The sequence below is a fragment of the Streptomyces sp. NPDC046881 genome (genome assembly GCF_040645015.1).
Lineage (GTDB): Bacteria > Actinomycetota > Actinomycetes > Streptomycetales > Streptomycetaceae > Streptomyces.
Genome location: NZ_JBEYXJ010000041.1, coordinates 38,029 through 60,386, shown reverse-complemented (window position 1 = coordinate 60,386; position 22,358 = coordinate 38,029). Strand labels below are relative to the sequence as shown.

The following is a 22,358-nucleotide window of genomic DNA, read 5'->3' as shown; positions in this document are numbered from 1 at the left end:
CCGAGTTCCCGCCGGTCGGCGGGAACTCGGTCACGGCGCCCTGACGTTGTGCGCGCGCGTGCCGGTCAGCGGGCGGCGCCGCCGTCGGCGTTGGGTCCGGCGTAGTCCTCGCCGTAGGCGCCCTTGGCGGGGCGGCGGCGGCGCATGGGCGGCTCGACGCCGTCCGCGAGGCGGCGGGCGGTGAGCAGGAAGCCGGTGTGGCCGATCATCCGGTGGTCCGGGCGGACGGCCAGGCCCTCGATGTGCCAGTTGCGGATCATGGTCTCCCAGGCGGTCGGCTCGTTGAAGCAGCCGATCTCCCGGATGGACTCCACGGTCCGGGCGAGCTGGGTGGTGGTGGCCACGTAGCAGCACAGGATGCCGCCGGGGACGAGCGCCTTGGAGACGGCCTCCAGGCACTCCCAGGGGGCGAGCATGTCGAGGATGACACGGTCGACGTCGGTGTCGGACAGGTTGTCCTGGAGGTCGCCGACCGTGAGCTGCCAGGCGGGGTGCGGGCCGCCGAAGTAGCGCTCGACGTTCTGCTTGGCGATCTCCGCGAAGTCCTCGCGGCGCTCGTAGCTGTGCAGCATGCCCTGGTCGCCGATGGCCCGCAGCAGGAAGCTGCTGAGCGAGCCGGAGCCGACGCCGGCCTCCACGACGCGGGCGCCGGGGAAGATGTCGGCGAAGGCGAGGATCTGGCCCGCGTCCTTCGGGTAGACGACGGCGGCCCCGCGGGGCATGGACAGGACGTAGTCGGGGAGCAGGGGGCGCAGCGCGAGGTAGGCCACGTTGCCGGTGGTGCGGACAACGCTGCCCTCGGGAGCACCGATCAGTTCGTCGTGCGGGAAGGAGCCCTTGTGGGTGTGGAAGTTCTTCCCTGCTTCGAGCGTGAACGTGTAGTGGCGGCCCTTGGGGTCGGTCAGCTGAACCTGGTCCCCGACCTTGAAGGGCCCGCGCCTGCGGGCGGCACCGGTCGGTTCGGACATGTGACCAGCCTACCGGTTCCCTGCCGGGCGGCTGACCAGTCAGGTCGGCCTTGCCATGGCCTTCACGAAGGCCCGTTCCACGTCGGCGGCGGACAGCACGCCGTAGATCTCGCCGCTCTCCTCGACCACCAGGTACTCGGTGGCCGGGGTGGCGCGCAGGACGTCCAGGAGTTCCTCCCCGGCCAGCTCGGCGGAGACCCGCATGCCCTCGGTCAGTTCCTGGGCGAGGCCGCTGACGGCCACCCAGGGGCGGCGGTGCTCGGGTACGCCGACGATGGCGGCCTCGCGGACGAGCGAGAGCGGGTGGCCGTCGGCGTCCACCACGACCAGGGCGCGGGCGCCGGCGGCGTTGGCGCGGCGCAGCGCCTCGGAGAGCGGGGTGTCGTTCTCGACGGGTACGGCCCGCCGGGTGAGGGTGCGGGCACGCAGCTCGGGGAGGTGTTCGCGGAGCCGGGCCATGCGCAGGCTGTTGCCGGCGCCGGTCCAGATGATCGCGGCCAGGATGGCGGCGAGCAGCGCGTCGGTGACGGTGTCCATGCCGCCCACGTCCTCGCCACTGCCGCCGAGGGCGCCGGACTGGTTGAGCAACGGGAGGCCGATCAGGACGGCGACGGCGAGGGCGCGGCCGACCCAGGCGGCGGCGACCGTGCCGGTCATCGGCTTGCCGCTGATCTTCCAGACGACGGCGCGGAGCATGCGGCCGCCGTCCAGGGGGAGGCCGGGCAGGAGGTTGAAGATCGCCACGATGAGGTTGGAGATCATCAGGCCGGCCAGCAGGACGCCGGGGACGGTGCCGGGCTCCACCGGTTTCATGGCGAGGTAGAACAGGCCGGCCAGCACGAGGGAGAGCAGCGGGCCGACGAAGGCCAGCACGAACTCCCGGCCGGGGGTCTCGGCCTCCTTCTCGATCTCCGAGACGCCGCCGAAGAACTGCAGCTGGATACGGCGGACCGGGAGTTTGAAGCGGATCGCGGCGACCGTGTGGGCCAGCTCGTGGACCAGGACGGAGGCGTAGAAGGCGACCGCGAAGAAGAGGGAGACCAGGTAGCGGGCGGCGCCCAGTTCGGGCAGCACGCGGTCGAGCTGTCCGCCGAAGACCCAGGTGATCAGGGCGGCGACGAGGAACCAGCTGGGGGCGACGTAGACGGGCACGCCGAAGGGGCGGCCCATGAGGATGCCGCCGCCGGGTTCCTTCGGCCGGGGCTCGGGCGGTTCGCCCTTGGCGATGCCGGAGTGGGCGAGGGTGCGGTGTTCCGGGGCGGGGTGTTCCGGGCCGGCCGGCTCGTCGTTGCCGGGGCCGGGCGCGCCGTCGCTGTCCGGGCCGGCGCCGGGGGCGCGGGTCTCCTCGGCGTCGTCCGCTCGGGGCGCGGGGGTGTCGGGCTCGGGGCCGGAGTGGTCGGTGGGTCCGGTCGCCGGGGCCGTAGGGTCAGCGGAGTGCTCGGCCGGCTCGTCGTTGCCGGACCGCGGCTGCCCGCTCCCGCCGCTCACGTCCACGGTGTCCCCTCGTTCGAAGCGTCTTCCGCACCTACCGGACGGAAGGGGTCTCTGGTCGATGGTATGCGGCCGTGGTGGCACGTTTCGCCCCGGCACCCCTTGTGTTTGCCCCGGGGTCGCGCGGTCGACGCGGGCGGCGGCTGGGTCACTGTCAGTGGCGGGCCGTAAGGTCTGTGGACATGGACAGCAGCATCGACGAGGCGGCGGACCGGCCGGGCGGCGCCGACCGCACACCCCCGGCCAGCGCACCCCGGCCACCGGTCCCGACGATGCCCGCGCCCACGGCCCCGGCCGGAGCACCGGCCACCGGGCAGCCACCGGCCGACGGCCCCACCGGGAACGACGAGCGCACGGCCCCCGGCCCGGCCGGGATCGGCGACAACGCCATCCCGGTCCCGACCGGCACGGCAGCGACCGACGCCCCGAACACCGGCGGCGCGGCGGCGAGCACTGTCGGCGAGACCGGCGCGGCCGACGCGCCGGCGAGCGACGGCCACGCAAACAGCGTCCCGGGTCCGGCCGACGTGCCGGCGGCCGACGGCCACGAGGCCGCCGACGCCCCGAACACCGGCGAGGCCGCGGCAGGCGTTGTCAGCGAGACCGGCGCGGCCGATCTGCCCGCGACCGACGGCCACGCAAACAGCGTCCCGGGGCCGGCCGACGCGCCGGCGACCAGCGGCCACCAAACCGACGTCCCGGACACCAGCGGCGCCGCGGCTAGCGCTGTCGGCGAGGCCGACGGAACCGGCGCGGCCGACGCGCCCGCGACCGACGGCCATGGGAACAGCGTCCCGGGTGCGGGCGACGTGCCGGCGGCCGACGGCCACGAGCGGGCTTCCCGGTCGGGGGCGGGTGGGGAGCGGAAGGCCGGGCCGCCCAGTTCCTTGTCGCCGTCCCGGGCCAGTGACTTCATGCAGTGTCCGTTGCTGTACCGGTTCCGGGTGATCGACCGGCTGCCGGAGAAGCCGAGCGCGGCGGCCACGCGGGGCACGCTGGTGCACGCCGTGCTGGAGCGGCTGTTCGACGCGCCCGCCGGGGAGCGGACCGCGCCGCGGGCCAAGGCCCTGATCCCGGGGCAGTGGGACCGGCTCCGGGAGACCCGGCCCGAGGTGACCGAGCTGTTCGCGGACGACCCGGACGGGGAGCGGCTGGCCGGCTGGCTCGCCGAGGCCGAGCGGCTGGTGGAGCGCTGGTTCACGCTGGAGGACCCGACCCGGCTGGAGCCGGCCGAGCGCGAGCTGTTCGTGGAGGCCGAGCTGGAGTCGGGGCTGCGGCTGCGCGGGATCATCGACCGGGTGGACGTGGCGCCGACCGGCGAGGTGCGGATCGTCGACTACAAGACGGGCAAGGCGCCCCGCCCGGAGTACGCCGAGGGCGCGCTGTTCCAGATGAAGTTCTACGCCCTGGTGGTCTGGCGGCTGAAGCGGGTGGTCCCGCGCCGGCTCCAGCTCGTCTACCTCGGCAGCGGGGACGTGCTGACGTACGACCCGGTGCCCGCCGATCTGGAGCGGGTGGAGCGCAGGCTGCACGCGCTGTGGGAGGCCATCAGGCAGGCCACGGAGACGGGGAACTGGCGGCCCCGGCCGACCAAGTTGTGCGGCTGGTGCGACCATCAGGCGCACTGCCCGGAGTTCGGCGGCACTCCCCCGCCCTACCCGCTGCCGGTGGGGCCGGCCCGGTCCGGGACCGGGTGATCCGGGAGAAGCGGGCAGGGCAGAATGGGGCCGGACTAGCGAAGGAGTGTCACGTGGCCATCCGCGTCCTACTGGTCGACGACCAGCCCCTGCTGCGTACCGGTTTCCGGATGATCCTGGAGGCCGAGCAGGACATCGCGGTCGTCGGCGAGGCCGGTGACGGCCTGCAGGCCCTCGACCAGGTGCGCGCGCTCCAGCCGGACGTCGTGCTCATGGACATCCGCATGCCGCGGATGGACGGCGTGGAGGCCACCCGGCAGATCACCGGGCCCGGCCGGGACGGTCCGGCGAAGGTGCTGGTGCTGACCACGTTCGACCTGGACGAGTACGTGGTGGAGGCGCTGCGCGCCGGCGCCAGCGGCTTCCTGCTCAAGGACGCGCCCGCCAACGAACTGGTGCAGGCGATCCGGGTGGTGGCGAACGGCGAGGCCATGCTGGCGCCGAGCATCACCCGGCGGCTGCTGGACAAGTACGCCACGCATCTGCCGTCCGGCGAGGAGCCGGTGCCGGACACCCTGCACACCCTGACCGACCGTGAGGTCGAGGTGCTGAAGCTGGTGGCGCGCGGGCTGTCCAACGCCGAGATCGCCGCGGATCTGTTCGTCAGCGAGACGACGGTGAAGACGCACGTGGGGCACGTGCTCACCAAGCTGGGCCTCCGGGACCGCGTGCAGGCCGCGGTGTACGCGTACGAGAGCGGTCTGGTGCGCCCCGGCGCCCAGTGAGGAGCCGTACGACGGCGAAGGGCGCCCCCCTCCTGCGGAGCGGGGCGCCCTTCGCCGTATCCGGCGTCAGCTCTTGCTGAGTTCCCAGAAGCGGAACACCGTGGAGGCGTCCAGGCAGTACTCCAGGCCGTACACGCCGTCGCGGACGACCGCGTACTGCTTGGCCTGCCACACCGGCAGGACGGGCAGTTCGGCGGCGACGATGTCCTGCAGCTTCCCGAAGTCCTTGTCGGTCGCGGCGCGGTCGCTCTGCGCGGCGGTGCCGGGGATCAGGGACTTGACGATGGTGCGGTTGCTGTAGTTGTTGTCCAGCACGTTGCCCTTGCCGAAGAAGGGCGCGGTGAAGTTGTCGGCGTCCGGGTAGTCCGGCACCCAGCCCTTCACGTACACGCCGTACTTGCCGGCGGCGATGTCCTTCTCGTACTGGTCGTACGCCACCGACTGCACGTCGGCGTCGAACAGTCCGCTGGCGTTGAGCTGGCCGGCGATGGCCTTCAGCTCCTCGTCGGTGGCGGGGCCGTAGCGGGACGGCGTGGACCACAGGGTGAGCTTGACCTTGCCGGTGATGCCGTCGGCGCGCAGTGCGGCGGCGGCCTTCTCCCGGGAGGGGCGGGCGCCGTAGGTGTCGAAGAACGCGGTGTTGTGGCCCGCGACGCCCGCCGGGATGATCGAGTACAGGGCGGTGGCGGTGCCCTGGTAGACGTCCTTGATGAGGGCGTCGCGGTCGATGAGGTAGGCCATGGCCTTGCGGACGCCGAGCTTGCCCGCCACCGGGTCCTTCATGTTGAAGACCAGGTGCTGGACCTCGGCGCTGCTGCCCTCGATGACGTCGACGCCCTGGTCGTCCTGCTGGTCGAGCTGGGCGATGTCGGAGGCGGTCAGGCCTCGGTAGGCGATGTCGACGCCGCCGTCGAGGAGGGCCTGCTTCAGGGCGGTGCGGTCGCCGTGGAAGAACTTCAGGGTGACGCCGGAGTTCTTGACCTTGGCGGTGCCCTGGTAGTTGGCGTTGACGGAGAAGTCCGCCTGGTCCTTGTCGAAGGAGTCCAGCTTGTACGGGCCGGAGCCGACGGCCTGGTGGTCGGTGCGCAGTCCGTCCGCGTCGTACTGGCGGTGGTCCACGATGGAGCCGGCGCCGGAGGCGATCTTGCTGGGGAAGGTGGCGTCGGGCACCTTCAGACGGAAGACGGCCGTCTTCGCGTCCGGTGTCTCGACCTTGTCGAGCATCGGGAACATGATCGCGGGACCGGCGGGATCGTCGATCTTCAGCATGCGGTCGAAGGAGAACTTCACGTCCGCGGAGGTGAGGGCGTCACCGTTGCTGAACTGCAGGCCGTCCTTCAGTTCGCACTTGTAGACCATGGCCCGGGTGTCGGTGAAGCCGCACTGCTTCGCCAGTTCGGGCTGGGGTTCCGTCGCGCCCTTGGGGAAACTGAGCAGCGACTGGAAGACGTTGTTGAACAACAGCCAGGAGCCGGGGTCGTAGCCGGACGCCGGGTCCGTGGCGAGGACGTCGTCGGACATCCCCATCACCACGGAGGAGCCGGTGCCCCCGGAGTCACCGGTCTCGGAGCCGCAGCCGGTCAACAGGCCGGAGGCCAGTCCCGCCACGAGGGGCAGGACTGGCCACTGGGTGCGCATGTTCACTTGAAATGTGCCTTGTCGTCGGTTCGTCAGCCCGGGGCCCCCGTCCCTGGTCCCGGGCGCCGGGGCCGCGCCGTGCGCGGCCCCGGGTACGGAGAGCCGTCAGCCGCTCACACCGCGGCCGAGCTCCCACAGCTGGAGCGTCGAGGAGGAGTTGAGGGCGTAGGCCACGCCCGTGATGTCGTCCCGCGCGGCGACGTACTGCTTGCCCTGCCACAGCGGCAGCACCGGGACGTCCTCGGCGACGATGTCCTGGATCTCCGTCAGGCTCTTGGACGCGCTGAGCCGGTCCGCCTCGCGGCGGGACTGCGGGATCAGCGTGCGCTGGATGCTGCTGTTGTTGTACGGCGAGCCCAGGAAGTTGTTCTTGTCGAGGAAGGGCGCGATGAAGTTGTCGGCGTCCGGGAAGTCGGGGAACCAGCCCATCCCGTAGACGTCGTACTGGCCCTTCCGCTCGGCGGGCCGGAAGGTCGCCCAGGGGTGGCCCTCGATGGAGACGTCGAACAGGCCGCTGTCGTTGAGCTGCTTCTGCAGGACCTCGAACTCCTGCTTGGTGGCCGAGCCGTAGTGGTCGGTCGTGTAGTGCAGGGTCAGCTTCACCGGGGTGGTGATGGCGGCCTTGGTGAGCAGGTCCTTGGCCTTGGCGAGGCTGGGGTTGCCGTACTTGTTGAAGAACGAGTTGGAGTGGCCGGTGACGGTGGCCGGGACCAGCGAGTACAGCGGCTCGGCCTGGGTGCCGTAGACCTTGGAGACCAGTTCGCCGCGGTTGATGAGCTGGGCCATGGCCTGGCGTACGGCCTTGGACTTGACGCTGGAGGCGTCGGTGTTGAAGGCGAGGTAGCGGATCTCCAGGCCCGGCATGTCGACCAGGTCGACCTTGTCGTCGCCGCCGCCGTCCAGCTTCTGGATCTGCGCGGGCGACATGGTGCGGGTCATGACGTCGAGGTCGCCCTTGTCGATCGCGGCGCTCATGGCGTCGGCGTCGGGGAAGGAGCGCAGCTCGACCTTGTCGTTGTTCACCGTCACGCTGCCCTGGTAGGAGGGGTTCTTGGTGAAGGTGGCGCTGACGATCGCGTCGTCCTTGACGTCGGCCTGGAAGGTGTAGGGGCCGGAACCGTCGACCTCGAAGCCGTCCCGGAGCTTGTCCTTCTCGTAGTCCTTCGGGTTGACGATGCCCGCGACCGGGGTGGACAGCTTGTACGGGAAGGTGGCGTCGGCCGTCTTCAGGTGGAAGACGACCTCGCGGTCACCCTGCGTCTCGATGGTGTCGATGGTGTTCAGCAGGGCCGAGACACCGCTGTCCGCGTTGATGCGCAGCGCACGCTCGATGGAGTACTTGACGTCCTGGGCGGTCACCGGGTCGCCGCTCGCGAACTTCAGGCCCTCGCGCAGCTTGCAGGCGAAACGCTCGCTGCCGCTGTCGGTGAAGGAGCAGCTCTCGGCGGCATCCGGGACGGGGTCGCCCTCGCCCTTGGGCTGGGCCATCAGGGTCTGCACCGACTGGCGCAGGATGTTCCAGGTGCCGACGTCGTAGGCGTAGGCCGGGTCGAGGGGCGCCGGGGCGTCCTTGGTGGCCGTGAACTGGTCCGTGGTACCGACGACGATGGCGTCACCGCTCTTGCTCCCGCTGTCGGATCCGCCGCACGCGGCGAGAACCGGGGTGAGCAGGCCGGCCACCGCCGGCAGCACCAAAGTCTTGCGGTTCATGCGGGGGTTTCTCCAGAGCTGTTCGGGTCCATGTATCCGGCATGCATGGGTGGTGCGGCGGATCACAGGGTTCGCGGTGATGTTCTCGCGATGAGATTAGTCCGCGCCCGCAGCCCGGTTCACAGCGCCGTGAGTTGACCACCCATCACGCAGTGGAACCGGCCGCGGACACACCGAAAACCCGACAGCGGCAGGATTAGTGCAGCGTCTCCCCAATCGGGACACAACGTGCCGCCGTTTCTCCCCCTCGGGGGTGGGTCAGCACACTTGGCCAACGTTGTCGAGCCGTTCCGGCGTGGGGAACGTCACACCTCCAACTGTGCCGCCGGTCAGCAGAATTCGGCCGGTCGGCAGCCCGGGAATTCCCCCCGGGTGTACTTCCCCGGAAATATGTCCAGCGCGGCCAATGAAGATCGCACGCTGGGTGAACGTCTAGCGCATTTCCGTCATCAGACCCCGGAGAAATGCCAGGTCGACCTCTTCCAGAGAGGAGACGACGGTACGTCCCGCGGCCGGGCCGATGGGCGCGACGGAGGGGACGGCGACCACCCGGCAGCCCGCGGCCTCGGCGGCGGCGACCCCGGTGGCGGTGTCCTCGACGACGGCACATCTGGCCGGATCCGCACCGAGCCCCGCCGCGGCGAGCAGGTACGGGTCCGGGAACGGCTTGGTGCGGGAGACCTCGTCGCCGGCGATGGACAGCGCGAAGTGGTGCGGGCCCAGCACCGACAGCACGCGGTCGATGATGCGCCGGTGGGAGGCGGAGACCAGGGCGGTCGGGATCTCGTACTCGTACAGCTCGGCGAGGAGCCGGGTGGCGCCCGGCATCAGCGGCAGGGTGCGGCCGATGCGGTCCTCGAAGCCCTCGTTCAGCAGCACCATGAGCTCGGCGAGGGAGATGTCGGCGCCGGTCGCCTCGATGAGGAAGCCGGCGCTGCGGGTCATCGGACCGCCGACCACGACGTGCCGCCAGGTCTCGTCCAGGGTGTGTCCGAGGGAGGCGAAGACCTCCGTCTCGACGTCCCACCAGAAACCCTCGGTGTCCACCAGAGTGCCGTCCATGTCGAGCAGTACCGCCTGCAGGGCGGAGCCTTCGCCCGTACGGGTTCCTAGCGCGGGGACCGTGCTGGTCATCCTGGCGCACCTCCTTGAGGGACGACCAGGCCGGTTCCCGGGCTGGGAACCGGCCTGCAGTGGACCGACCAGTGTACGACTTATCCGATCAGCGTGCTGGCTGGGACACGCGTCACCGTGCGTTGAAGTACTTCGCCTCCGGGTGGTGGATCACGATGGCGTCCGTGGACTGCTCGGGGTGCAGCTGGAACTCCTCGGACAGGTGGACGCCGATCCGCTCCGGCCGGAGCAGCTCCGCGATCTTGGCGCGGTCCTCCAGGTCGGGGCAGGCGCCGTAGCCGAGGGAGAAGCGGGCGCCCCGGTACTTCAGGTCGAACATGTCCTGGATGTCGGCGGGGTCCTCGCCGGCGAAGCCCAGTTCGGCGCGGACGCGGGCGTGCCAGTACTCGGCCAGGGCCTCGGCCAGCTGGACGGACAGGCCGTGCAGTTCGAGGTAGTCGCGGTAGGCGTTGGCCTCGAAGAGCTTGGCCGTCTCCTCGCCGATGCGGGAGCCGACGGTGACGACCTGGAGGCCGACCACATCGGTCTCGCCGGACTCCTCCGGGCGGAAGAAGTCGGCCAGGCACAGCCGCCGGCCGCGGCGCTGGCGCGGGAAGGTGAAGCGGGTCCGCTCGTTGCCCTGGTCGTCCAGGATGATCAGGTCGTCGTCCTTGGAGACGCACGGGAAGTAGCCGTAGACGACGGCCGCCTCCAGGAGGTTGTCGGTCTGCAGCCGGTCCAGCAGGCCGCGCAGCCGGGGCCGGCCCTCGGTCTCGACCAGTTCCTCGTAGGTCGGCCCCTCGCCGGTGCGGGCCTGCTTCAGCCCCCACTGGCCCTTGAACAGCGCGCCCTCGTCCAGCCAGCTCGCGTACTCCTTGAGCTGGATGCCCTTGACGATGCGGGTGTCCCAGAACGGCGGGGTGGGCACGGGGTTGTCGGTGGCGACGTCGGAGCGGACGTGGCCCTCCTCGGGCCGCTCCTCGGCCTGGACGGCGGCGGTGGCCCGGACCCGGCGCTGCCGCAGCTCGGGCAGCTTCGCGCCGGGGACGCCCCGCTTGACGCCGATCAGGGCGTCCATCAGGCGCAGGCCCTCGAAGGCGTCGCGGGCGTAGCGGACCTCGCCCTCGTAGATCTCGTGCAGGTCCTGTTCGACGTAGGCGCGGGTGAGGGCGGCGCCGCCGAGGATGACCGGGAAGCGGGCGGCGAGGCCGCGCTGGTTCAGCTCCTCCAGGTTCTCCTTCATGATCACCGTGGACTTGACCAGCAGCCCGGACATGCCGATGACGTCGGCCCGGTGCTCCTCGGCCGCCTCCAGGATCGCGGAGACGGGCTGCTTGATGCCCAGGTTGACGACGTTGTAGCCGTTGTTGGACAGGATGATGTCGACCAGGTTCTTGCCGATGTCGTGCACGTCGCCGCGCACGGTGGCCAGCACGATCGTGCCCTTGCCCTCGGCGTCCGACTTCTCCATGTGCGGTTCGAGGTAGGCGACGGCGGCCTTCATGACCTCGGCGGACTGCAGGACGAACGGCAGCTGCATCTGGCCCGAGCCGAACAGCTCGCCGACGACCTTCATGCCGTCCAGCAGGGTCTCGTTGACGATGTCGAGCGCCGGGCGGTCCTGGAGGGCCTGGTCGAGGTCGGCCTCCAGTCCGTTGCGCTCGCCGTCGATGATCCGGCGCTTGAGCCGCTCGTCCAGGGGCAGCGCCGCCAGTTCCTCGGCCTTGCCGGCCTTCAGGGACTTCGCCGTGGCGCCCTCGAAGAGCTGCATGAGCTTCTGGAGGGGGTCGTAGCCCTCGCTGCGGCGGTCGTGGATCAGGTCGAGGGCGGTCTGCACCTCCTCCTCGCTGAACCGGGCGATCGGCAGGATCTTGGAGGCGTGCACGATCGCCGAGTCCAGGCCCGCCTTGACGCACTCGTCCAGGAAGACGGAGTTCAGCAGGATGCGGGCGGCCGGGTTGAGGCCGAAGGAGATGTTCGACAGGCCCAGCGTGGTCTGCACGGCCGGGTGCCGCCGCTTCAGCTCGCGGATCGCCTCGATGGTGGCGATGCCGTCCTTGCGGGACTCCTCCTGACCGGTGCAGATGGTGAATGTCAGGGTGTCGATGAGGATGTCCTCCTCACGGATGCCCCAGTTCCCGGTCAGGTCGTCGATCAGCCGTTCGGCGATCTCGACCTTCTTCTCCGGGGTACGGGCCTGGCCCTCCTCGTCGATGGTGAGCGCGATCAGCGCGGCGCCGTGCTCCCGCGCCAGCTGCGTGACCCTGGCGAACCGGGAGTCGGGACCGTCGCCGTCCTCGTAGTTCACCGAGTTGATCACCGCGCGGCCGCCGAGCTTCTCCAGGCCGGCCCGGATGACGTCGACCTCGGTGGAGTCCAGGACGATCGGCAGGGTGGAGGCGGTGGCGAAGCGGCCGGCCAGTTCCTCCATGTCGGCGACGCCGTCCCGGCCGACGTAGTCCACGCACAGGTCGAGCATGTGCGCGCCCTCGCGGATCTGCTCGCGGGCCATCTCCACGCAGTCGTCCCAGCGGCCCTCCAGCATGGCCTCGCGGAACTTCTTGGAGCCGTTGGCGTTGGTGCGCTCGCCGATGGCCAGGTAGGAGGTGTCCTGCCGGAACGGGACCGACTGGTACAGGGAGGCGGCGCCCGGCTCGGGGCGCGGGTCGCGCTCGGTGGGGGTGAGGTCCCGGACCCGCTCGACGACCTGGCGCAGGTGCTCGGGGGTGGTGCCGCAGCAGCCACCGACCAGGGAGAGGCCGTACTCGCGGACGAAGGTCTCCTGCGCGTCGGCCAGCTCGGGTGCGGTCAGCGGGTAGTGGGCGCCGTCCTTGCCGAGGACGGGCAGGCCGGCGTTGGGCATGCAGGACAGGCGGACGCGCGACTGGCGGGCCAGGTAGCGCAGGTGCTCGCTCATCTCGGCGGGGCCGGTGGCGCAGTTCAGGCCGATCATGTCGATGCCGAGCGGCTCCAGCGCGGTCAGCGCGGCGCCGATCTCGGAGCCGAGCAGCATGGTGCCGGTGGTCTCCACGGTCACCGACACGATCAGCGGGACCTCGTACCCGGCGGTCTCCATCGCCCGGCGGGCGGCGATCACGGAGGCCTTGGTCTGGAGGAGGTCCTGGGTCGTCTCCACCAGCAGGGCGTCGGCGCCGCCGGCGAGGAGGCCCTCGGCGTTCTGCTGGTAGGCGTCGCGGATGGCGGTGAAGGTGGTGTGGCCGAGGGTGGGCAGCTTGGTGCCGGGGCCCATCGAGCCCAGCACCCAGCGCTGCCGGCCGTCGCGGGCGGCGAACTCGTCCGCCGTCTCGCGGGCGATACGGGCGCCGGCCTCGGACAGCTCGGCGACGCGTTCGGCGATGTCGTACTCGCCCAGGGCGCTCAGGTTGGCCCCGAAGGTGTTGGTCTCGACGCAGTCGACGCCCACGGCGAAGTAGGCCTCGTGGACGGAGCGGACGATGTCGGGCCGGGTGACGTTGAGGATCTCGTTGCAGCCCTCGAGGTGCTGGAAGTCCTCGAGGCTGGGCTCCTGTGCCTGGAGCATCGTGCCCATCGCTCCGTCGGCGACCACCACACGGGTGGCGAGCGCCTCTCGGAGCGCGGACGCACGGGTCCGGCTGTCGGCGGAAGGGGACGTCGGCGACGAGGCCATGTAGGGGCTCCCTGGGATGCGACGGCTGTCGGCTATGCGGCTTCCCCGGGGGGCGGGGCGTGCCGCACGGCGCCAGAGTAACCGGCCGTCGGCTTGGATGGGCACAGGCGTCCACGAGACGGACGCGGGTGACCGCCGTGCCACGCGGAGGTCACCTCGGATGTAACAGGTGCCGACCGACCATTAGCGGGAGGTCGGCATCGACCGGTAGTGTTCGGCATTGCCGAACGGTGGCTTCCCACACCGTGGGCAGTCGAAGGGGACGGAGGCAGAACGGCGATGGCACGGAACATCCAGTCGCTCGAACGGGCGGCGGCGATGCTGCGGCTGCTCGCGGGTGGCGAGCGACGGCTCGGCCTCTCGGACATCGCCTCGTCGCTGGGCCTCGCCAAGGGAACCGCCCACGGCATACTGCGCACCCTCCAGCAGGAGGGGTTCGTGGAACAGGACGACACCTCCGGCCGCTACCAGCTGGGCGCGGAGCTGCTGCGGCTCGGCACCACCTATCTCGACGTGCACGAACTGCGCGCGCGGGCCCTGGTGTGGACCGACGACCTGGCCAGGTCCAGCGGGGAGAGCGTGTACCTGGGTGTGCTGCACCAACAGGGCGTGCTCATCGTGCACCACGTCTTCCGGCCCGACGACAGCCGGCAGGTGCTGGAGATCGGGGCCATGCAGCCCCTGCACTCGACGGCCCTGGGCAAGGTGCTCTCCGCGTACGACCCGGTGGCGCACAGCGAGGCGCTGGAGGCCGACCGCAAACCCTTCACCGACCGCACGGTGTGCGATGCCGGCGACTTCGAGCACCTTCTCGACATCACGCGCGCGCGTGGCTACGCGGCCGACGTGGAGGAGACCTGGGAGGGCGTGGCCTCGATCGCCGCACCCATCCACGACCGGCGCCGGATGCCCGTGGGGGCGGTCGGCATCACCGGGGCCGTGGAGCGGCTGTGCCGGGACGGCGAGCTGCGCCCCGAACTGATCGCGGCGGTGCGCGACTGTGCCCGCGCGGTCTCGCGGGACCTGGGCGCCGGGCGGTTCTGACCGGCGACGACGACGTGAAACGACCGGGACGCCAGGCGGCGTTCCGGTCGTCGCCCTACCCTGAAATGGACAAATGGGGCTAGATCGTACGTCCGTACACGAAGGTCGATAACCCGCAGCGATCAATAACGATCCTGTTTTCGATAACAGAACTCTTGACGCACGCGTAACGCCGAAGCAAGACTCCCGTCCATCGGTCGGCATTGTCGAACACCTACCGGCAATACGCGCTAGAGTGTGACAACGCCAAGGGCCGGCATCGCTCTCACCCCCGAGGGCGCCAGAACCCCCGGTGGGACCCGGGGTTCGGCTTCCCTGGACGAAGGACAAAGGAGTCGCGGGTGTCCAGCTCCGACATCTTCATCGGCGAGACCATCGGTACCGCCATACTCATCCTGCTCGGCGGTGGCGTGTGCGCCGCCGTCACGCTGAAGGCCTCCAAGGCCCGTAACGCCGGTTGGCTCGCCATCACCTTCGGGTGGGGCTTCGCCGTACTCACGGCCGTGTACATCTCCGGACCACTGTCCGGTGCCCACCTCAACCCGGCTGTCACCGTCGCCCTGGCCATCAAGGACAGCGACTGGAGCAACGTTCCGATCTACCTCGCCGGGCAGCTGCTCGGCGCGATGATCGGTGCGGCTCTGGTGTGGGTCGCCTACTACGGCCAGTTCCACGCGCACCTGACCGACAAGGAGATCGTCGGCGGTCCGGGCGCGCAGGCCACCACGGCCAAGGCCGTGGAGGCCCAGGAGAAGGGCGCCGGCCCGGTCCTCGGCGTCTTCTCCACCGGTCCGGAGATCCGGAACGTGGTGCAGAACCTCGCCACGGAGATCATCGGCACCGTGGTGCTGATCCTCGCGGTCCTCACCCAGGGCCTGAACGACAAGGGCAACGGCCTCGGCATCCTCGGCGGTCTGATCACCGCGCTCGTGGTGGTGTCCATCGGCCTGTCGCTCGGCGGCCCGACGGGCTACGCGATCAACCCGGCCCGCGACCTGGGCCCGCGCATCGTGCACGCCCTGCTGCCGCTGCCCAACAAGGGCGGTTCCGACTGGAGCTACGCCTGGATCCCGGTGGTCGGTCCGCTGATCGGCGGCGCCATCGCTGCAGGCATCTACAACGTCGCCTTTGCTTGAGAAGCCTCTTGAGAAGCCTGACCAAGCACCGAGTCTTCGAGCACGCGCCGCACGCGCAGCCCCATCACCACGGAACTTTCAGGAGCACACAGTGACCGACGCCCACACCGCAGGCCCGTTCATCGCGGCGATCGACCAGGGCACGACCTCCTCGCGCTGCATCATCTTCGACCGGGACGGCCGTATCGTCTCCGTCGACCAGAAGGAGCACGAGCAGATCTTCCCGAAGCCGGGCTGGGTCGAGCACAACGCCAACGAGATCTGGACCAACGTCCAGGAGGTCGTCGCCGGCGCTGTCGCCAAGGCCGGCATCACCCGCGACGACATCAAGGCCATCGGCATCACCAACCAGCGCGAGACCACCGTGCTGTGGGACAAGAACACCGGTGAGCCCGTCCACAACGCCATCGTCTGGCAGGACACCCGCACCGACGCGCTCTGCCGGGAGCTGGGCCGCAACGTCGGCCAGGACCGCTTCCGCCGGGAGACCGGTCTGCCGCTCGCGTCCTACTTCGCCGGGCCCAAGGCCCGCTGGCTGCTCGACAACGTCGAGGGGCTGCAGGAGCGCGCCGAGGCCGGGGACATCCTCTTCGGCACCATGGACACCTGGGTCATCTGGAACCTGACCGGCGGTGTCAACGGCGGCCGTCACGTCACCGACGTCACCAACGCCTCCCGCACCCTTCTCATGAACCTGCACAACACGCAGTGGGACGAGAAGATCTGCGAGTCCATCGGCGTGCCGATGCAGATCCTGCCCGAGATCCGCTCCTCCGCCGAGGTCTACGGCGAGGTCACCGGCGGCAAGCTCGGCGAGCTGCTCGGCGGCATCCCGGTCGCCTCCGCGCTCGGCGACCAGCAGGCGGCCCTGTTCGGCCAGACCTGTTTCTCCGAGGGCGAGACCAAGTCCACCTACGGCACCGGCACCTTCATGGTGATGAACACCGGTGACAAGATCATCAACTCCTACGCCGGTCTGCTGACCACGGTCGGTTACAAGATCGGCGACCAGCCGACGGTCTACGCCCTGGAGGGCTCGATCGCCGTCACCGGCTCGCTGGTGCAGTGGATGCGCGACCAGATGGGCCTGATCTCCACCGCCGCCGAGATCGAGACGCTCGCGCTCTCGGTGGAGGACAACGGCGGCGCCTACTTCGTACCGGCCTTCTCCGGCCTGTTCGCCCCGCACTGGCGCTCCGACGCCCGCGGTGTGATCGCCGGCCTGACCCGGTACGTCACCAAGGCGCACCTCGCCCGCGCGGTCCTGGAGGCGACCGCCTGGCAGACCCGGGAGATCGCCGACGCCATGGTCAAGGACTCCGGCGACGAGCTGGTGGCCCTGAAGGTCGACGGCGGCATGACCTCCAACAACCTGCTGATGCAGACCCTCGCCGACGTCCTGGACGCACCCGTGGTGCGCCCGATGGTCGCCGAGACCACCTGCCTCGGCGCCGCCTACGCCGCCGGCCTCGCCGTCGGCTTCTGGTCCAGCACCGACGAACTGCGCGCCAACTGGCGCCGGGCCGCCGAATGGACCCCCCAGATGGACGCGGACACCCGCGACCGTGAGTACAAGAACTGGCTCAAGGCCGTCGAGCGGACCATGGGCTGGATCGAGGACGAGAGCTGAGCGGCTCAAGACAGCTCAGACATCTCTGACGAGGAGTAAGTACCCGACATGACCAGTCAGTCCACCCTGCAGTCCGTGCCTGCCCTGGGGACGCACCCGGCCTCCGGCTCCAACCCGAGCCGGGCCGAGACCAGGGAGCAGCTCGCCAAGGCGTCGTACGACCTTCTTGTGATCGGCGGCGGCATCCTGGGCATCTCCACCGCCTGGCACGCCGCGCAGTCCGGGCTCAGGGTGGCGCTGGTCGACGCCGGCGACTTCGCCGGCGCCACCTCCTCCGCCTCCTCCAAGCTGCTCCACGGCGGTCTGCGCTACCTGCAGACCGGCGCGGTGAAGCTGGTGGCGGAGAACCACTTCGAGCGCCGTGCGGTCTCCCGCCAGGTGGCCCCCCACCTGGCGAACCCGCTCACCTTCTACCTCCCCGTGTACAAGGGCGGGCCGCACGGCGCGGCGAAGCTCGGCGCGGGCGTCTTCGCCTACTCCGCGCTCTCCGCGTTCGGTGACGGCGTGGGCCACCTGCTGTCGCCGGCCAAGGCGGCGCAGGACGTGCCCGAGCTGCGCACCGAGAACCTCAAGGCCGTGGCCGTGTACGGCGACGACCAGATGAACGACGCGCGCATGGCGCTGATGACGGTCCGCGCGGCCGTCGAGGCGGGCGCGGTCGTCCTGAACCACGCCGAGGTCACCGGCCTGCGCTTCACCAAGGGCCGGGTCACCGGCGCCGACCTCAAGGACCGCACGTCCGGCGACGAGTTCGGGGTCAACGCCCGGCTCGTGCTGAACGCGACCGGCCCCTGGGTCGACCACCTGCGCAGGATGGAGGACCCGCAGGCGGCCCCGTCCATCCGCCTGTCCAAGGGCGCGCACCTGGTCCTGAAGCGCACCTCCCCCTGGAAGGCCGCGCTCGCGACCCCGATCGACAAGTACCGCATCACCTTCGCCCTCCCGTGGGAGGACATGCTGCTGCTCGGCACCACCGACGAGGAGTTCGAGGGCGACCCGGCGGACGTCTCGGTCACCGAGAAGGACATAGCCCAGATCCTGGACGAGGCCGCGTTCTCCGTCCGGGACCAGCAGCTCCAGCGCGACCTGATCACCTACGCGTTCGCCGGTCTGCGGGTGCTGCCGGGCGGGCCCGGCGACACCGCCAAGGCCAAGCGCGAGACGGTCGTGACCGAGGGCAAGGGCGGCATGCTGTCCGTCGCGGGCGGCAAGTGGACCACCTTCCGGCACATCGGCCGCACGGTCATGCAGAAGCTGGAGGCGCTGCCGGGCCACCCGCTCGGCGACGACTTCGAGCCGATCTCCTCGCTGCCGAAGAAGCTGCCGCTGCCCGGTGTCGCCAACCCGCGCGCGGTCGCCCACCGGCTGCTGGTGGACGGCCCGGCGCCGGGCCCGCGCATGGCGGCGGACACGGCGAAGCACCTGGCCACCCACTACGGCTCCCTGGCCTTCGACATCGCCCGCCTGGCGAACGACGACCCGGCGCTGGCCGAGCGCGTCCACCCCGACGCCCCGGAGATCTGGGCGCAGGTCGTCTGGGCCCGTGACCACGAGTGGGCCGAGACGCCGGACGACGTGCTGCGCCGCCGTACCACGCTGACCATCCGCGGCCTGGCCACGGACGAGGTCCGCGCCAGGGTCCAGGACCTGCTGGACAAGAAGTAGACCCGAGCGGCGGCCGGTATCCCCGACCCGGACCGTCCGCCGCCGGCACACTCCGGACCCCGCCGCACCGGGTCCGGACCACCGAGAGGGGGGGGGGCCCCCCGCACGGGGCGCCCCCCCCCCCGGCCCCGGCGCCGGAACCCGCCCCGCCGCCCGAGCCCCGCCGCGCCGCCCCGCCGCCGTCCCGCGTCCCCCTGCACCTGCCCGCCCGCCGTCCCGCCGCCGCGGGACACCGGTCCCACACCGCGCTGCTGGCCCCGGCGCCCCCGATGCTGCGCCACCGGCTCGCGCTGCAACGCGCGCTGCGCCCGCTGGCCCGCCGGATCGACGCGCCCGTGGGCCACGAGCTGGACGAGCCGGCCACCGCCGACCGCATCGCCCGGCTGGGCGCCGACCCCGCGTGGTGGCTGCCGGTGCTGCGCCCGGCCCGGGAACGCTGGCTGCGGCTGAACCTGGTGTACGACGCCGGCCCCACCATGCCGGTGTGGCGCCCCCTGGTCCGCGAACTGCACACGGTGCTGGCCCAGTCCGGCGCGTTCCGCACGGTCACCCTGTACCGGGCCGACGCCGACGGCACCGTGCACGGCCCCGACGCCCACGACCCCGCCGACGGCCGCACGGTCACCCTGCTGATCAGCGACTGCATGGGCCCGCAGTGGCGGGAGGGCCCCGCCGGCACCCTCTGGTACGCCACCCTGCACCGGTGGGCCCGCCGGATGCCCCTGGCCGTCGTCCAGCCGCTCCCGGAACACCTGTGGCGGGACACCGCCCTGCCCACCACCCCGGGCACCCTGTCCGCCCCGCACCCCGCCGCCCCCACGGCCGCGCTGACGTTCACGCCGTACGAGCCGCACGAAGAGCACGAGGGGCACGAGGAGCCGGTGTCCGGGGTGCCCGCCGGTGCCGTCCCGCTCCCGGTGCTGGAGCCGGGGCCGGGGTGGCTGGCGAACTGGGCCGCGCTGCTGACCACGCACGGCGGCACGGACGTCCCCGGCGCGGTCGCCGGGCTGGGCCGTCCGCTGCCGGCGGACGCCGAGGACCGCACGGACGTCGGGCGGCTGTCCGCCGAGGAACTGGTGCTGCGGTTCCGGGCGACCGCCTCCCCGGAGGCGTTCCGGCTGGCCGGCCATCTCGCGGTGGGCCGCCCCGACCTGCCGGTGATGCGGCTCGTCCAGGCGGCGGTCGAACCGGACCCGCGCCCGCAGCACCTGGCCGAGGTCGTGCTGAGCGGCATGCTCACCACCGTCCCGGGCGGCCCGCCCGGCTCCTACGCCTTCCGGGACGGCGTACGCGAGCTGCTCCTGCTCGGCCTGCCCCGCACCGACCGCAACCGCACCAGCGAACTCCTGGACCGCATGGGCGAGTTCATCGACCGAAGGGCGGGCCGGGCCCCGGGCGAGTTCCGTGCGGCGGTCCCGGCGGCACGCGGCGCGGGAACGGGCGTGGAGGACGACCCGTTCGCCACGGTCAGCGAGGACAGCGTGCGGCGGCTGTCGACGGCGGGCGACGAGGGGTTGTTCGCGGGACGGTACCGGCTGGTGCGGCAGATCGAGGGCACGGGCTGGTTCGCCCGGGACACGCGGGAGGGCGACGCCCTCGTCGTGCTGCACCGGTACCCGCCGCGACGGTCCCACGCCGCCTTCACGGACCTGTGCCGGGGGCTGGGCGGGATCCGTCACCCCGGGATCGCGCGGATCCTCGACCACGGCTTCGGCGAGGGAGTCCCCTACCTGGTGCGGGAGTACGTCGACGGCCGGACGCTGCGCCGGCGCCTGGACGAGGGGGACGGCCTGCCCGCCGGCGAGGTCGCCGCCCTGCTGCCGAAGCTGGCCGAGGCGGTCCTCGCGCTGTACGCGCAGGAGGGGCCGCGCGGAGTGCTCGACACCCGCTCGATCGTCCTCACGTCCGACGGGCCGGTCCTGACCTGCCTGGACTCGGCGCCGCTGGTCCACGGGAGCCGCAGGAAGGCCCTCCAGGCGCTCGGGGGGATCACCCGGGCCCTGTGCGGTGCCGGCTCCGGCGATCCGGGCGCGGAGCTGGACGCGGTCGCCACCGCGCTGCTCTCCGAGGAACCGGAGGACCAGCAGCGCGGTGTCGCGCGGCTCCTCGCCCTCGACGCACCCGCGCCCACCCTCGGCTTCCCGGCCGTCGAGAACCGCCCCGGGATCCACTTCACCGCCGACGACCTCACCGGCCGCCCCGAAGCCCGGATCACCCTCGAAGCCGCCGTGCACGAGGTCCTCGCGCGCGGCTCCCTCGGCCCCCGCGAGTACGAGGTGGACGTCCGCCCGGACGGTTACCTGGTGCGCACCGGGCCCGGCGCCTACCTGCTGCCCCTGCTCGTCGCCGTACTGCGCGAACTCCCGCACGCGCTCACCCGGCTGACCCGTCCGCCGCGGCTCACGGTGACGTTCGGGCAGCCGCCGGTCCGGCCGCCGGAGACGGCCGCGGACGTCGTGGTCGTCGTACCGCCCGCGCTGTACGACGACTTCGCCGCCAGCTCCGCCGCCCGGCGCTCCCCGCGTTTCCGGCCGCTGTTCGCCGACAGCGCCCCGGACAGCCCGCCGGCCGCCTGGTACTGCCTGCTGGGGCCGGGGGCCGCGGAGCCCGGGGAGCGGGACCTGGTGCAGGGCCCGTTCATCGTGCACGACCTGCACGAGCTGGGCGTGCCCACCCCGGGGCGGACGGCCGTCGTCCACACGCGGCCCCGCGGACCGCTCACGCTGCTCGACCCGCTCCACCCGTACGGCACCCGGCCGCCCCGCCCGGAGACGTACTACTCGGTCGACCTCACCCCGCACGAGTCCCGTCACCTCGTGTCCCTGCCGAGTTCCGGCAAGGGCGCGTTCCAGGCCGCGGTGAAGCTGTCCTGGCGGGTCGCCGACCCGGTGGCCTTCGTCCGTGCCGAGGCCACCGGTGTCCCCGGGCTGCTGCTGGAGCACCTTTGCGGCGCGGCGGCCCCCGTCACCGTGCGCTATCCGCTGCGCCGGGCGGGCGCGGCCCAGCGGGCGGTGAACGCGGCGGTGGACGGCTGGCCGGTGCCGGGGCTGGCGGTGTCGTACACCGTGCAGCTGGTGCCCGAGTGGGCGCCCGCACCGGCCGCGGAGCCACCGGTTCCGTCGCGGCGGCGGCTGTCGGCCCTCCTCGCCGACGCCGAGACGGTGCTGGTCGGCTTCGACGGGCCCCTCGCCCGGCTGTTCCCGGCGCAGACGGCGCGGGAGGCCGTGCTCGACCTGCTGTCGGTCGTGGCCGACCACCGGGATCCGCAGGACGCGCTGGCGGGCCGGCCGCTGCCCGTCGCGGGCACGCCGGGCCGGGAGGCGTTCACGCATCCGCTGGACCTGCTGCGCGCCTTCGCGCACGACCGGCTCGGCCCCCTGCTGCGGGCACGGCTGGACGAGCTGGAGCTGCGGGCGGTGCCCGACGCGCCGACGACGCACCGCTCCCTCGCGCTGGTCCGCGCCCTGCACCGGTCCGGCCGCCGGGTCAGCGTGGTGACCGACGTGTCCACCGCGGCCGTCCACCGCTACCTGGAGCCCTACCGGCTGCCCCTCGCGGGCGTCCACGGGCGCCGCCACGACCTCAGTCTGCTGACGCCCCACCCCGACTGTCTGCTCCGGGCCCTGCGGGCACGCGGCACGTCGTCGCGTTCGGCCGTGCTGATCAGCTCCTCGGTCGCCGAGCTCACCGCCGCCCAGCAGCTGGGTCTGCGCTTCATCGGGTACGCGCCCGGCGCGGCCGGGCGGCGGAGCCTGCGCGAGGGCGGCAGCGAGGTCACCGTCTCCTCGCTCGAACCGCTGGTGGAGGCCGCCCGCTCCCGTTGACCCGGCGACACTCCGGTGCGGGCCCGAAATACGCCCGTTCAGCGGCGCCCCGGCCGGGCGCGCACAGC

Annotated in this window: 13 protein-coding genes; 7 read left to right on the top strand and 6 right to left on the bottom strand. The window is 71.8% G+C overall.

Going from position 1 to position 22,358, the window contains the following annotated elements; translation table 11 throughout:
- Positions 1-65: 65 nt before the first annotated feature.
- Positions 66-968 carry a tRNA (adenine-N1)-methyltransferase gene (locus ABZ923_RS20815; RefSeq protein ID WP_361473746.1) on the bottom strand — a complete coding sequence of 301 codons (903 nt, stop codon included), beginning with the start codon at positions 966-968 and terminating at the stop codon, positions 66-68.
- A gap of 39 nt (positions 969-1,007) precedes the next feature.
- Positions 1,008-2,462 carry a site-2 protease family protein gene (locus tag ABZ923_RS20810; RefSeq protein WP_361473743.1) on the bottom strand — a complete coding sequence of 485 codons (1,455 nt, stop codon included), beginning with the start codon at positions 2,460-2,462 and terminating at the stop codon, positions 1,008-1,010.
- An 884-nt stretch (positions 2,463-3,346) separates the two neighbouring features.
- Between ABZ923_RS20810 and ABZ923_RS20805 the strand changes: the two genes are divergently transcribed.
- Together ABZ923_RS20805 and ABZ923_RS20800 are read left to right on the top strand one after the other, a co-directional pair.
- Positions 3,347-4,156, top strand: a complete 810-nt coding sequence (locus ABZ923_RS20805; RefSeq protein WP_361473770.1) for a PD-(D/E)XK nuclease family protein — start codon at positions 3,347-3,349, stop codon at positions 4,154-4,156.
- A gap of 53 nt (positions 4,157-4,209) precedes the next feature.
- Positions 4,210-4,881 (top strand): response regulator transcription factor, encoded by a 672-nt coding sequence (locus ABZ923_RS20800; RefSeq protein WP_030608351.1) that lies wholly within the window; start codon positions 4,210-4,212, stop codon positions 4,879-4,881.
- Positions 4,882-4,947: 66 nt separating this feature from the next.
- Here the strand turns inward: ABZ923_RS20800 and ABZ923_RS20795 are convergent, their stop codons facing one another.
- The 4 genes from ABZ923_RS20795 to metH all read right to left on the bottom strand — a co-directional run bounded on the left by ABZ923_RS20795 (position 4,948) and on the right by metH (position 12,991).
- The gene (locus ABZ923_RS20795) at positions 4,948-6,525 is read right to left on the bottom strand and encodes an ABC transporter substrate-binding protein (RefSeq protein WP_361473739.1); all 1,578 of its coding nucleotides are present in this window, start codon (positions 6,523-6,525) and stop codon (positions 4,948-4,950) included.
- A 99-nt stretch (positions 6,526-6,624) separates the two neighbouring features.
- A complete protein-coding gene (locus ABZ923_RS20790) occupies positions 6,625-8,229 on the bottom strand; it encodes an ABC transporter substrate-binding protein (protein ID WP_361473736.1) in 1,605 nt (534 codons plus the stop codon).
- A gap of 432 nt (positions 8,230-8,661) precedes the next feature.
- Positions 8,662-9,363 carry an HAD family phosphatase gene (locus ABZ923_RS20785; RefSeq protein ID WP_361473733.1) on the bottom strand — a complete coding sequence of 234 codons (702 nt, stop codon included), beginning with the start codon at positions 9,361-9,363 and terminating at the stop codon, positions 8,662-8,664.
- 112 nt (positions 9,364-9,475) lie between these two features.
- Entirely contained in the window at positions 9,476-12,991 is a 3,516-nt protein-coding gene (metH, locus tag ABZ923_RS20780; RefSeq protein WP_361473730.1) for a methionine synthase, read from the bottom strand.
- 279 nt (positions 12,992-13,270) lie between these two features.
- Between metH and ABZ923_RS20775 the strand changes: the two genes are divergently transcribed.
- The 5 genes from ABZ923_RS20775 (at position 13,271) to ABZ923_RS20755 (ending at position 22,290) form a co-directional block, all read left to right on the top strand.
- On the top strand, positions 13,271-14,035 hold the full coding sequence (locus ABZ923_RS20775; protein ID WP_361473727.1) for an IclR family transcriptional regulator: 765 nt from the start codon (positions 13,271-13,273) through the stop codon (positions 14,033-14,035).
- A 341-nt stretch (positions 14,036-14,376) separates the two neighbouring features.
- Positions 14,377-15,171 (top strand): MIP/aquaporin family protein, encoded by a 795-nt coding sequence (locus ABZ923_RS20770; protein ID WP_361473724.1) that lies wholly within the window; start codon positions 14,377-14,379, stop codon positions 15,169-15,171.
- A gap of 91 nt (positions 15,172-15,262) precedes the next feature.
- Positions 15,263-16,801, top strand: a complete 1,539-nt coding sequence (gene glpK / locus ABZ923_RS20765; RefSeq protein WP_361473721.1) for a glycerol kinase GlpK — start codon at positions 15,263-15,265, stop codon at positions 16,799-16,801.
- Between the two features lie 48 nt (positions 16,802-16,849).
- A complete protein-coding gene (locus ABZ923_RS20760) occupies positions 16,850-18,466 on the top strand; it encodes a glycerol-3-phosphate dehydrogenase/oxidase (RefSeq protein WP_361473718.1) in 1,617 nt (538 codons plus the stop codon).
- A complete protein-coding gene (locus ABZ923_RS20755; protein ID WP_361473715.1) occupies positions 18,355-22,290 on the top strand; it encodes an SAV_2336 N-terminal domain-related protein in 3,936 nt (1,311 codons plus the stop codon). The genes ABZ923_RS20760 and ABZ923_RS20755 overlap by 112 nt, the downstream gene beginning before the upstream one ends.
- Positions 22,291-22,358 lie beyond the last annotated feature (68 nt).